General features: G+C 71.6%; 12 protein-coding genes. 4 read left to right on the top strand and 8 right to left on the bottom strand.

What is annotated here, in order from left to right:
• Window positions 1-8: 8 nt before the first annotated feature.
• Window positions 9-620 carry an FxsA family membrane protein gene (gene fxsA / locus IE269_RS37590; RefSeq protein WP_189827812.1) on the top strand — a complete coding sequence of 204 codons (612 nt, stop codon included), beginning with the start codon at window positions 9-11 and terminating at the stop codon, window positions 618-620.
• A gap of 153 nt (window positions 621-773) precedes the next feature.
• Here the strand turns inward: fxsA and IE269_RS37585 are convergent, their stop codons facing one another.
• The 4 genes from IE269_RS37585 to yczE all read right to left on the bottom strand — a co-directional run bounded on the left by IE269_RS37585 (window position 774) and on the right by yczE (window position 4288).
• Window positions 774-1148 (bottom strand): RNA polymerase-binding protein RbpA, encoded by a 375-nt coding sequence (locus IE269_RS37585; RefSeq protein ID WP_142215978.1) that lies wholly within the window; start codon window positions 1146-1148, stop codon window positions 774-776.
• Between the two features lie 260 nt (window positions 1149-1408).
• On the bottom strand, window positions 1409-2767 hold the full coding sequence (locus IE269_RS37580) for an MFS transporter (RefSeq protein WP_189827811.1): 1359 nt from the start codon (window positions 2765-2767) through the stop codon (window positions 1409-1411).
• A gap of 58 nt (window positions 2768-2825) precedes the next feature.
• Entirely contained in the window at window positions 2826-3596 is a 771-nt protein-coding gene (locus tag IE269_RS37575) for a glycerophosphodiester phosphodiesterase family protein (RefSeq protein ID WP_189827810.1), read from the bottom strand.
• Window positions 3593-4288, bottom strand: coding sequence for a membrane protein YczE (gene yczE, locus IE269_RS37570; protein ID WP_189827809.1), 696 nt, complete (start codon window positions 4286-4288; stop codon window positions 3593-3595). Before yczE ends, IE269_RS37575 begins: the two co-directional genes overlap by 4 nt.
• Before the next feature lie 101 nt (window positions 4289-4389).
• Between yczE and IE269_RS37565 the strand changes: the two genes are divergently transcribed.
• Complete coding sequence (locus IE269_RS37565) at window positions 4390-5886, top strand: SCO1417 family PLP biosynthesis transcription factor (RefSeq protein WP_189827808.1); 1497 nt, start codon at window positions 4390-4392, stop codon at window positions 5884-5886.
• A 60-nt stretch (window positions 5887-5946) separates the two neighbouring features.
• Here the strand turns inward: IE269_RS37565 and IE269_RS37560 are convergent, their stop codons facing one another.
• Complete coding sequence (locus tag IE269_RS37560; RefSeq protein WP_189827807.1) at window positions 5947-7500, bottom strand: ATP-binding protein; 1554 nt, start codon at window positions 7498-7500, stop codon at window positions 5947-5949.
• A gap of 38 nt (window positions 7501-7538) precedes the next feature.
• Complete coding sequence (locus IE269_RS37555; RefSeq protein ID WP_018534760.1) at window positions 7539-7733, bottom strand: hypothetical protein; 195 nt, start codon at window positions 7731-7733, stop codon at window positions 7539-7541.
• 255 nt (window positions 7734-7988) lie between these two features.
• Here IE269_RS37555 and IE269_RS37550 point away from each other — a divergent pair, with 255 nt between their 5' ends.
• Together IE269_RS37550 and IE269_RS37545 are read left to right on the top strand one after the other, a co-directional pair.
• A complete protein-coding gene (locus tag IE269_RS37550) occupies window positions 7989-8381 on the top strand; it encodes an ankyrin repeat domain-containing protein (RefSeq protein WP_189827806.1) in 393 nt (130 codons plus the stop codon).
• 283 nt (window positions 8382-8664) lie between these two features.
• Window positions 8665-10083 (top strand): HEAT repeat domain-containing protein, encoded by a 1419-nt coding sequence (locus IE269_RS37545; RefSeq protein WP_189827805.1) that lies wholly within the window; start codon window positions 8665-8667, stop codon window positions 10081-10083.
• A 113-nt stretch (window positions 10084-10196) separates the two neighbouring features.
• On the opposite strand, the gene IE269_RS37540 is transcribed toward IE269_RS37545, so the two are convergent.
• Window positions 10197-10991 carry a putative hydro-lyase gene (locus IE269_RS37540; protein ID WP_229898550.1) on the bottom strand — a complete coding sequence of 265 codons (795 nt, stop codon included), beginning with the start codon at window positions 10989-10991 and terminating at the stop codon, window positions 10197-10199.
• Window positions 10988-12265, bottom strand: coding sequence for an MFS transporter (locus IE269_RS37535; RefSeq protein ID WP_189827804.1), 1278 nt, complete (start codon window positions 12263-12265; stop codon window positions 10988-10990). Before IE269_RS37535 ends, IE269_RS37540 begins: the two co-directional genes overlap by 4 nt.
• Window positions 12266-12350: the final 85 nt, after the last annotated feature.

The following is a 12350-nucleotide window of genomic DNA, read 5'->3' as shown; positions in this document are numbered from 1 at the left end:
CTGGAGGCATGACCACCGGCACTCCGCCCCCGACCATGACTCCGACCCCTCGCAAGCGCTCGCGCGCCCGCACCTTCGTGCCTCTCGGCATCGCCGCCTGGCTGGTGCTGGAGATCTGGCTGCTGACCCTCGTGGCCGGCTGGGCGGGCGGGCTCACCGTCTTCCTGCTGCTGGTCGGGGCGGTCGTGCTCGGCGGTGCCGTGATCAAGCGGGCCGGCCGCCGCGCCTTCAAGAACCTCAGCGAGACGATCCAGCGCCAGCAGCAGTCCGGCGGCGCCTACGACCCGGCCGCCGACGAGCAGGGCAAGAAGGGCTCCGGCAACGGCTTCGTCATGCTGGGCGGGCTGCTCCTGATCCTCCCCGGCCTGATCTCCGACGTGCTGGGCCTGCTGGTCCTGGTGCCGCCGGTGCGCAAGGCGCTGGGCCGGTACGCGGAGAAGTCCCTCCAGAAGCGCATGGACGCCGTGCAGCAGCCCGGCAGCTTGGGCGACATGTTCCAGCAGGCCCGGATGCACCGCCCCGACGGCAAGGTCGTCCAGGGCGAGGTCGTCCGCGACGATGCGACGCAGCCCTACCCGCCGCGTCGCGAGGACGGGCCGCGCACGCCGCTGACGCCCTGATCCTCGTCCGTACGGGAGGTCCGGCTCCGTACGAGGATCAGGACCTCCCGTACGGACGACAAAAGCCGAGGGGCTCCGGCGCACACAGTGTGCGCCGGAGCCCCTCGGCTCTTGCGGGGTACTTCTCCCGTGCCCTTCGCCCGTTGCCGGACGTCAGGCGGACTTGCGGCTGTCCCGCGGATGCACCGCGATGTTCATGGCGCCGGAACGCAGTACCGCGAGCCTTTCGGCCAGGACCTCTTCGAGTTCCTCGCGGGTGCGTCGCTCCATGAGCATGTCCCAGTGCGTGCGCGCGGGCTTGCCCTTCTTCTCCTCCGGCCCATCGCCGTCCACCAGGAGTGCCTGGGTCCCGCAGACCTTGCACTCCCACTCCGGCGGAATTTCCGCTTCCACGGAGAAGGGCATCTCAAAGCGATGACCCTTCTCACATGCGTACTCCACCGCCTGGCGCGGGGCCAGATCGATGCCGCGGTCCGTCTCGTAGCTGGTCACCACGAGCCGCGTACCGCGGAGAGCTCGCTCACTCATGAATCGTGCCTCCCGGGCTTGTCGCCCACAGGACAGGTATTTGTCGCTGTCGTCGTCATCCGGTCAACGTCCGGTCGGCGGTAAAGATTCCCGTTGCGGGTCAGTGCGTCGCCCGTCGTGCCGCCCCTTGTTGTACCCACCAGTGACCGCTTTGTCACATCTGACAGCAGATGTCACCCAGTCTTTTTCCTGCGAAGGTTCGCAGTAACGGTCCGCCTGGCAGGCCAAAGGCGTACACTACCGGCCTTTTACTTCAAGGTCTAAATTCTTTCCGGAACCGGGTTCCCCGCCGCCGCGACGGCCTGTCTCACGGGTACCCGCGCGAGCAGAACAAATCCCACCGCGAAGAACACCACCAGGGACACGATCGCGTCCCGGTAGCTGCCCGTGAGCTGGAAGGCGAGCCCGAACACCAGGGGCCCCAGCCAGCTCATGCCCCGGTCGCTCATCTCGTACGCGGCGAAGTACTCGGCCTCCTTGCCGCGCGGCACCAGGTGCGAGAACAGCGACCGCGACAGGGCCTGGCTGCCGCCCAGCACCAGCCCGATGGCGCTCGCCAGGACGAAGAACCAGACGGGCTCCCCGGCCGGCAGGAAATAGCCCACGCCGATCGTCGCCGTCCACGCGACGAGTGAACCGAGAATGGTCCGCTTGGCTCCGTACGTCTGGGCCAGACGCCCCATCCCCAGCGCGCCGAAGACCGCCAGGATCTGCACCAGCATGATGGAGGTGATCAGCGTCGTCTGGGTGAGCTTCAGCTCCTCGGAGCCGTAGACCGACGCCTGGGAGATCACCGTCTGCACGCCGTCGTTGTAGATCAGATAGGCCAGCAGGAACGACAGCGTCAGCGGATGGCGGCGCATGTCCTTGAGCGTGGCGAGCAACTGGCGCCAGCCCTGCCCCATGCTGAGCCGGGTGCCGTCGGTGGCCACCTTGCGGTCCCGCAGCCGCCGCAGCGGCACGAGTGCGAACGCACCCCACCAGACACCCGCGGAGGCGAGACAGATCCGTACCGCCGTCGCCTCGTCCACACCGAAACTGTCGTGACCGGTGTACAGCACCAGATTCAGTACGAGCACCAGTGCGCCGGAGGTGTACCCGAAGGCCCATCCGCGCGAGGAGACCCGGTCCCGCTCGTGCGGCTCGGCGATCTGCGGCAGATAGGCGTTGTAGAGCGACATCGAGACCGACAGCGCGGCGTTCGCGACGATCAGCAGCACCGCGCCCAGCGCGTAGCGGTCGCCCTCCAGGAAGAACATGCCCGCCGTCGCGCCGGCCCCGATGTACGCGGAGACGGCCAGCAGCGGCTTCTTGCGGCCCGTACGGTCGGCGAACGCGCCCACGAAGGGCATCACCACGACCGCCAGGATGACCGACGCCGACACCGCGTACGCGAACAGGGAGCCCGCGCGCACCGGTATGCCCAGCGGATGGACGAAGCCCTCGGCGTCGGCGGCGGCCTTGGCGACCGTCGTCAGGTACGGGCCGAGGAAGACGGAGACGACACTGGTCGAGTAGACGGAGACGGCGAAGTCGTAGAAGTACCAGCCCCGTTGTTCGCGCTTGCGTTCCGCGTCCGGACCGGCGGGCCGATCCGTTGGTTCCGTTCCCACGCCCATGCCCCGTTTTCCCCGCTCCAGCCCCGTGCCGACGCGCGGGCGGGCGGAAGGGGGCGGGTCAGGCCCAGGCCCCCCGCTCGGTCAGCACCGACCGCAGCGCAGCGATCCGGTCCGTCATGATGCCATCCACGCCGAGATCCACAAGGGCTTCCATCCGGGCGGGATCGTTGACGGTCCAGACGTGCACCTGGAGGCCCAGGGCGTGCGCGGTCGTCACGAAGCGCCGGTCGACCACCCGCAGCCCGTTCTGCGTCTCCGGCACCTGTGCGCACACCGCGCCGCGCCGCAGCGGCACGGGGACACCCAGCGAGCGCAGCCGCAGCGCGAGGACGCCCCGCACGCCGTACGACGTCGCCAGGACCGGGCCCATGAGCCGCTGCGCCCGGGCGACCCGTTCCTCGCTGAAGGAGCTGACGCAGATCCGGTCCCAGGCACGGGTGCGGCGCATCAGGTTGAGAAGAGGCAGCAGGGCGGGCTCGGCCTTGACGTCGACGTTCCAGCGGGCGTCCGGGAACTCCTCCAGCAGCTCCTCGAACAGGGGCAGCGGCTCGGTGCCCCCCACCCGCGCCTCGCGCACCTGGCTCCACGGCAGCTCCGCGATCCTGCCCCGGGCGTCGGTGACGCGGTCCAGGGTCGGGTCGTGGAAGGCGACCAGCTTGCCGTCGGCGGTCGCGTGGACGTCCGTCTCGAAGTACCGGTACCCCTCGTTGGCGGCCCGGCGGAAGGCCGTCGTGGTGTTCTCCAGGCCGTCGGCGGCACCGCCGCGGTGCGCGAAGGGGATCACCGGTCCCGGATGGTCGAGGTAGCTGTGCCGGATTGCGTCGTTCACCCGGGCAGTATCGCCCGGGGCTGCCGGGGGTCGGCGACCGGCCCGGGCTCGGGCACGGCGGCCGTCTCCTCAGGCTTCGTCTCCGGCTTCTCCGGTACGGCGAACAGGCGCAGGAAGTACTGCGAGAGGGGGCCGATCGACAGGGCGTAGGCGACGGTGCCCGCCCCCAGGGTGCCGCCGAGCAGGAACCCGGTCGCCACGACGGCGATCTCGATGCAGGTCCGCACCAGCCGGATGGAGCGCCCGGTCACCTTGTGCATGCCGGTCATCAGACCGTCTCGGGGGCCGGGGCCGAAGCGGGCCGCAATGTACAGGCCGCCGGCGAGGCCGTTGAGGACGATTCCGCCGATCATCAGGGGGATCCGGGCGCCCAGGGAGTGCACCTCGGGCATCAGGGCGAGGGTGCCGTCCATGGCGAGCCCGATCACCACCACGTTGGAGACGGTGCCGAGACCGGGACGCTGTCGCATCGGGATCCACAGCAGCAGGACGAGCGCCCCGACGATGATCGACACGACGCCGATGGCGAGCCCGGTGCGCTCGGCGAGGCCCTGGTGCAGCACGCCCCAGGGCTCCAGTCCGAGGTTCGCGCGCACCAGCACCGCCGAGCTCACCCCATACAGCGCCAGGCCGACGTACAGCTGTGTCAGCCGTCGGAAGAGATGGGTGGACGACCGCGGTGAACCGGGCATGGATGCGCCCCCTGTGTAGTGGTGGTGGACCGATGCATGACACTCTGTGGCCCGTAAGGACAAGCCATCCATGGCCAATCCGGGGAAGGTGGACTGATTTCATGGCGCAGTGGACTTCGGCGGTGGGAGCGGCTCAGCTCGCCCGCCAGCTCAACTCCCAGTCCCGCCCCTCCGGCCCAGGCGTCCGCAAGCCGCCCGCCTACCGGGCGCTCGCCGACGGGGTGCGGCTGCTGGTCCTGGAGGGCCGGGTCCCGGTCGCCGCCCGCCTGCCCGCCGAGCGGGAACTCGCGGTGGCGCTCGCGGTGAGCCGTACGACCGTCGCAGCCGCCTACGAGGCGCTGCGCGCCGAGGGCTTCCTGGAGTCCCGCAGGGGCGCCGGCAGCTGGACGGCGGTCCCGGCGGGCAACCCGCTGCCCGCGCGCGGCCTGGAACCCCTGCCGCCCGAGTCGCTCGGCTCCGTCATCGACCTCGGCACGGCCGCCCTGCCCGCACCCGAGCCCTGGCTCACCCGGGCCGTGCAGGGTGCGCTGGAAGAGCTTCCGCCGTACGCCCACACGCACGGCGACTACCCGGCCGGGCTGCCCGCGCTGCGGCAGATGCTGGCCGACCGGTACACCGCGCGCGGCATCCCCACCATGCCCGAGCAGATCATGGTCACCACCGGTGCGATGGGCGCCATGGACGCCATCTGCCATCTGTTCGCCGGACGTGGTGAGCGCATCGCCGTGGAGTCCCCCTCGTACGCGAACATCCTCCAGCTCATGCGCGAGGCGGGCGCCCGGCTGGTGCCCGTCGCCATGGCGGAAGGGCTCACCGGCTGGGACCTCCCGCGCTGGCGCCAGGTCCTGCGCGACGCCGCGCCCCGACTGGCGTACGTCGTCGCCGACTTCCACAACCCCACCGGAGCCCTCGCCGACGACGACCAGCGCCGGGCCCTGGTGGAGGCGGCCCGCTCGGCGGGCACCGTGCTGGTCGCCGACGAGACCATGACCGAGCTCCATCTCGACGACGACTACGCGATGCCGCGCCCGGTGTGCTCCTTCGACCCGGCCGGCTCCACCGTGCTCACCGTCGGCTCCGCCAGCAAGGCGTTCTGGGCCGGGATGCGCATCGGCTGGGTGCGGGCCGCGCCCGAGGTGATCCGCAGCCTGGTCGCGGCACGCGCGTACGCCGACCTCGGCACCCCGGTCCTTGAGCAGCTCGCCATCAACTGGCTGATGAACACCGGCGGCTGGGAGCAGGCCGTCTCGGTGCGCCGCACCCAGGCCAGGGAGAACCGGGACGCCCTGGTGGCCGCGGTGCGCCGGGAGCTGCCCGACTGGGAGTTCGACGTGCCGGACGGCGGGCTCACCCTGTGGGTGCGCACGGGCGGGCTCTCCGGGTCGCGGATCGCGGCGGTGGGGGAGCGGGTCGGCGTACGGGTGCCGTCGGGGCCCCGGTTCGGCGTCGACGGGGCCTTCGAGGGGTACGTGCGGCTGCCGTTCACGGTGGGCGGTCCGGTGGCGGAGGAGGCGGCCGTACGCCTGGCCGCCGCCGCGCGGCTCGTGGAGTCGGGCGCCGGCTCCGGGTCGGAGACACCGCGTACGTCCGTGGCGTAACCCTGGAGCGCAGGAGTGCCCCGCACACCTCTTGAGGTGTGCGGGGCACCGTCACAGCGGTCAGCCTTCGGCAGGCACCGGATCGACGCTTCTGACGTCCTCGACGGGCACCGAGCGCTCGGGCAGCAGTTCCAGCACCGCCTGCCGGTGCGCGTCGCTGGTGGCGTCGTCGTACGGGTCGGGGGTGACCGGCACCTGGAGGCGCATCACCTGACCCGTGCCGAGACGCGCGTAGCCGCGCCCGGGCGGGACGTCGGGGGTGGGGGTGGTGTGCGGGGGAGCGCCGAGGACGTGCTCCACCTCGTCCGGCACCGCGGGGCCGAGCACCACGCGGGCGCGCGTGTGGGCGCGTACCGACTCGCTCAGCGTGTCCAGGGTGTCGAACTGCTCGGCGACCACGACGGTGACGTTCGCCGCCCGGCCGTGCCGCAGGGGCACCTGGAGGAGCTGCTGCGGGTCCGTGCGTCCGTCGGCGGCGGTCAGGTGGGCGAAGACGCTGGGGCGGTCCAGCAGGATCCACAGCGGGCGCCGAGTGTCCTCGGGGGCGGGCCGGCCCGCCTGCCGGGCCCGGTTGGCGGAGATCAGCCGGCGCTCGGTCTCGGCGGCGGCCCACTCCAGACCGGCCAGCGCACCGGACAGACCGCACTCGACGGCCAGCACACCGGTGCGGCCGGTCAGGCACGCGTACTCGCCGGTGCCGCTGCCCTCCGCGATCAGGACGTCGCCGTCCTCCAGCGCCTGGAGCGCGATCGAGCGCAACAAAGTGGTGGTGCCGCTGCCGGGCTGGCCGACGACCAGCAGGTGCGGCTCGGTGGAACGCGGGCCCGTGCGCCAGATCACCGGGGTGGCGTCGTACGCGTCGTCGCCCCCCTGGACGGGGACGGTGCGGGGCACCGCGTCGGCGTCCGTGAAGCCGAGCACGGTCTCACCGGGGGCGGTGACGAAGCGCTGGGCGGCGATCGTCGTGGGGAGTGCGTCCAGCACCGTCATGACGAGCTGGTTGCCCTCCTCGTCCCAGTCGAAGCGGTACTCGCGGCCGCGCCCGGACTTGGCGCCGAGCAACTGCTCGATACGGGCCCGGGAGGAGGCCTCGCCGTCCGGGAAGTAGGCGGGGTAGCGGATCAGCAGCCGCGAGGGACGGTTGCCGTCGTCGAACTCGTACTCGCTGAAGGCCTTGTCCCACGCGCCGCCGTGGGCGAAGAGCGGGTCGGGGTCCTCGGGGACGGAGAAGTACGGCACCAGCGCCTCGTAGAGGGACTGGAGCCGCTCCGTCTGTGCGGGGGCGGGGCCGGTCTGCACCGGGGCGCGTTCGTGCCCCTTCCAGGCGGCCGCGGCCATCACCGTGATCAGGGCGAGCAGCGGCCCGTACGGGATGAGCGCGACCACGAGGACGACGGCGCCCGCCAGGAACAGCGCGGGTCCGCGCTTGTCCTTCGGGGTCGCCGACCACTTGGCGCGACCTGCCGCGGCGAGCTTGCGCAGGCCGCGGCTGATCGTGATGAGCGGATGGAGCACGTCCGTGGCACTGTCGGCGGCAGTGCGCGCCAGCTCGCGGCTGCGGGCCACCGAGGCACTGCTGCTGCTCAGAATGCGGGGGAGGGGACGCCGGGCCACGTCGGACTCCTGTGGTGGGAAGAGTGGGGGACGCGGGGTCAGAACTTGATCCCGCCCAAGAGGCTGGCGAGGCTCGCCCCTCCGGCCTTGATGCTCGGGGCGATGGCGGTGCCCGCGAGATAGAAGCCGAAGAGGGCGCAGACCAGTGCGTGCGACGCCTTGAGCCCGTCCTTGCGGAAGAACAGGAAGACGATGATGCCGAGCAGCACGACACCCGAAATGGACAGGATCATGAGGATTCTCCTGGTTGGTGGGGACAGTCACCATGAGTTCTTCCAGGCTCACAGAAAGTATCTATGCCGCAAATCGTGCGATCGGGTTAATTTTCGTCTTTTTCACTGGACCGGCCGAGCCTGCCGGCCTCGGAGTGATCTTTGCCGTACGGAGCCCGGGTCATGTCGCGACGGGGGCAGTACCCTGTCGATTCACTCGTACGGCTCTCACGCCGTGCGCCCAGGTCACCGCATGTGAAAGGCAGGCAGTCCGCGATGAGCGAAGCTGTGGACCCCGAGGTCGTCGAACTGGCGAGCAAGATCTTCGACCTTGCGCGGCAGGGCGGCACCGAGGCGCTCGCCGCCTACGTCGACGCGGGCGTCTCGCCGGACCTCACCAACGAGAACGGCCAGACGCTGGTGATGCTCGCCGCGTACCACGGGCACGCGGAGACGGTGCAGGCCCTCCTGGAGCGCGGCGCGGACGCGAACCGGGCCAACGACCGGGGGCAGACGCCGCTCGCCGGAGCGGTCTTCAAGGGTGAGGACGCGGTCGTGCGGGTACTCGTCGCGGGCGGGGCCGACCCGGCCGCGGGAACGCCGTCCGCGGTCGACACCGCCCGGATGTTCGACAAGAAGGACCTGCTGGGGCTGTTCGGCGCCCAGTGAGGCGCTCCTGGTGAGGGAGTCCCGGGGGGCGTCGGAAATGTGGTCGCGGCGGCGAAATCGCTGGGCCATGATGACGACGGATTCACAAACATCAGGTGCGGGCAGGATTCGCCGCATTACGGATATGTGGAACGGGCCCACTCGGGGCCACCGATCGAGAGGCAGAGGAAGATGGTCTACATCAAGCGGAAGACTGTGACGGGCGGCCGGGCATGTTGGCGCACCGCGTAGGAACGGCACGTTTCCCCGGTTGCGTCGACAGCTTGATGTGAGGCCTTTTCCCATGTTCGAACCAGTCATAGCGCCGAGCGGCACCCTGCTCGGCCTCCTGCAAAGGGGCAGGGGTGACGGCACGCTGCACGCGCTCGCCGCACCCCGCCCGGAAGCCCTCGCGGCCCTCAACCACTGTGTGCTGAGCGACCCCCGCCACGACTGGCAGGTCGAGAACCGCTCGCTCTACTACGCCCGTCTCTACCTGGACCTCGACGGCGGTCTGGAGGAGATCGAGCGCCATCTCTTCGACGTCGAGGACGTCCTGGACACCGAGGAGAACCGCACCGGGCTCGCGCTCGCCGTCCTGGGGCACCTCGCCTCGTACGGCAGGGACGACGCCCTGATGCTCCTTCGTACGTACGCCAGGACCGGCGCCAACTGGACCTGGGCGCTGGACGAGCTCGCCCTGCGCGACGACGACAAGGGGCTGCGCTCGCTGGCGGGACCCGTGCTGTCCCGGTTCGCGGCCACGCCCGAGGGCGACGCCGAGCTGGCCGCGGCCGTCCGGGACGCCTTCGAGCCCCGGCCCTGGCGCCTGTGGGCCGAGGATCCGCGGGAGTCCGTCGGCGGCCGGGTGCGCGCGGCGCAGGAGCAGGGCTCCTTCGACCGGTGGCAGCGCCAGATGCGACCTTCCGGGCCCCGTCCGGGGTGGAGTGTCGCGGCCGTCTTCGAGTGGGCGCAGCAGGGGCTGGAGCGCGGATCCGTGCTGCACGTGCCCGCTGCCCGGTGCCTGACCGCGGTCGCCGGACCCGAGGATCGTTCAACGATCCTCCAGGTGGCACGTGACGGTGCCGACGGTGCGCGCTGCACGGCGCTGCACTACCTCGCCGAGTCACGGGACCCGGCCGTCCTCGACCTGATCGAAGCGGCCGCCGACAGCCCGTCCCCGACCGTCGCCGAAGCAGCCGTCGCCGCCTTCGAGCGGATGTGCGGCCCCGAAGCGGTGGACCGGGCGCGTGGCTGGGTGCACCGGCCGGACGCCCTCGGAGCCTCCGCCGCCGGAGTGCTCTCCTGCCGGGGCGGGGCGCAGGACGCGCCCCTGGTCCTGGGCGCACTGCGCGAGTCCGTCCGGTCCGACGGCCCCGACGCCCCCCTGTTGTGGACCCTGGTCGACGGCGCCGGACGGCTCGGCATCTGCGCCGCGGCCCCCGTACTGCGCCACATCTACCGGGAGACCGCCTCCTCCCACTTGCGGCAGCGCGCGGCAGGCGCCCTGGCCGCCACCGATCCGTCCTTCGCCTCCGGCTTCGCCGTCGAGTGCCTGTGGGACTGCGAGGAGACGACACGGGAAGTCGCCGCCCGGCACGCCGAGACCGGCGACGCACGCGTGGTGGAGCGGCTGCGGCGGCTGGCCGCCGACCCGGCCGAGGAGGCCGAGGTGCAGACCGCGGTGCGCAGCAGGATGGGCCCGGACACGACGGCCGTATGAGCGCAGGGGCGGTGGCCCCTCAATGAGCGCGGGGGCGGTGGTCCCGGACGGAATCCGGGACCACCGCCCGCCTTGCGCACCGGGAGTACCCCGACCACCCGGTACGGCTCGTCTCAGGCCACCCGGTTCTGCTCGTCCCGGGCGTCTGTGACGAACATCTGCCCCGGCGCGTGCGTCAGCGCGAACGGGGGCCTGGACGCCGCGACCACGGCCTGCAGCGTCACCCCGCACGTCCAGAACACCGGGATGTCCCCGGGCGCGGCCTCCACCGCGTCCCCGAAGTCGGGCCGCGACAGGTCCGCGATGCCCAGCCCGCCGGGCTCCCCGCAGTGCACCGGCCCGCCGTGCACGGCCGGCAGCAGCGCGCTCTCGGAGATCGCCGCACCCAGCAGCTCCGGCGGCACGGGGCGCATCGACACCACCATCGGCCCGTGCAGCCGCCCGGCCGGACGGCACGGCCGCCGGGTCGTGTACATCGGCACGGTCCGCCCCTGCTCGACGTGGCGCATCGGCACCCCCGCCGCGACCAGCGCCGTCTCGAAGGTGAAGCTGCACCCGATCAGGAACGACACCAAATTTTTGCGCCAGTGCCGGAGCACGTCCGTCGGCTCCTCGACCGGCACACCGTGCCGCCAGACCCGGTAGCCCGGCAGATCCGTCCGCAGGTCCGCGCCCGGCGCCAGCGGCGTCGTCCACGCACCGGCGTCGGTGACGTCCAGCACCGGGCACGGCTTCGGGTTGCGCTGGCAGAACAGCAGCACGTCGTACGCCCAGTCCGCCGGCACCGCCAGGAGGTTGGCCTGCGCGAAGCCGGGCGCCCACCCCGCCGTCGTGGCCCGCAGGCCCCTGCGGAATCGTTCCCGGGCCTCGCGCGGCGCCCGCGCCGTCCGCACGGCCGTCACGCTCACACCAGCTCCCGGCCGCGCGTCTCCGGCAGCCCGAGCAGGGCGATCACGGCCAGGCCGTAGCCCACCGCGCCGAACACCAGCGCCCCGCCCACACCCCAGCTGCCCGAGAGGAACCCGACCAGGGTGGGGAAGAACGCGCCCACGGCACGGCCCGTGTTGTACGTGAAGCCCTGGCCCGTGCCGCGCACCGCCGTCGGGTACAGCTCGCTCAGGAACGAGCCGAAGCCGCTGAAGATGGCCGACATGCAGAACCCCAGCGGGAAACCGAGCACCAGGATGAGCCCGTTCGCACCGGTGGGGATGTTCGTGTACGCCAGGATGCAGCCCGCCGAGAGCACCGCGAACAGGGCGATGTTCTTCTTCCGGCCGAGCACGTCGGTGAGATACCCGCCGCACAGGTAGCCGATGAAGGCGCCGGAGATCAGGAACGTCAGATACGCGCCCGTGCCGACCACCGTCAGACCGCGCTCCGTCTTGAGGTACGTCGGAACCCAGGTCGCCAGGGTGTAGTAGCCGCCCTGCACACCCGTCGACAGCAGCACGCCGAAGAGGGTGGTGCGCAGCAGGTCCCGGCGGAAGATGGCGGCGAAGGAGCCCTTGTCGGCGCTCTCGCGCCGCTGCGCCGCCGCCTCGGGGGCGTCCTGGACGTTGCGGCGCACGTACACCAGCAGCAGTGCCGGCAGCGCACCCGTCCAGAACAGCACCCGCCAGGCGGTGTCCTGGTCGAGGAACTGGAACACCAGCGTGGAGACGACCACCGCGAGGGCCCAGCCCGCCGCCCACGCGCTCTGCACCGCGCCCAGGGTGCGCCCGCGGTTCTTGGCGGTGGCGTACTCGGCGACCAGGATCGCCCCGACCGCCCACTCGCCGCCGAAGCCGAGCCCCTGGAGGGCCCGGAAGAGCAGCAGCGTCTCGTAGTTGGGGGCGAAACCGCACGCCACGGTGAACACCGCGTAGGTGCCCACCGTGATCATCAGGGCCCGCACCCGGCCGACGCGGTCGGCGACGATGCCCGCGATCGCGCCGCCCACCGCCGACACCACCAGGGTGACCGTGGTCAGCAGGCCCGTCTGCCCGTGGTCCAGGGCGAAGTACGCGGAGATCGCGAACATGCCCAGGGGGAGGGTGAAGAAGTCGTAGGAGTCGAGGGCGTACCCGCCGAACGCACCGCCGAAGGCCCGTCGTCCCTTCGGCCCCAGAGCGCTGAGCCAGCCGAACGGGCCACTGTCCTCGGGGAGTTCGCCCTGCTGCTTGTGTGCCTGTGTCGTACTCATCTGCGCCTCGCTCGTCAGGGGAGGGGAGAGCCGTTCAGGGACCGTGCACCTTCAGGGACCGTGCACTTTCGTCAACGTAGAGGAT

The organism is Streptomyces spiroverticillatus (genome assembly GCA_014650415.1).
GTDB classification, from domain to species: Bacteria; Actinomycetota; Actinomycetes; order Streptomycetales; family Streptomycetaceae; genus Streptomyces; species Streptomyces spiroverticillatus.
The sequence above is the reverse complement of the archived record's forward strand: the minus strand, read 5'-3'. Positions and strand labels throughout refer to the sequence as shown.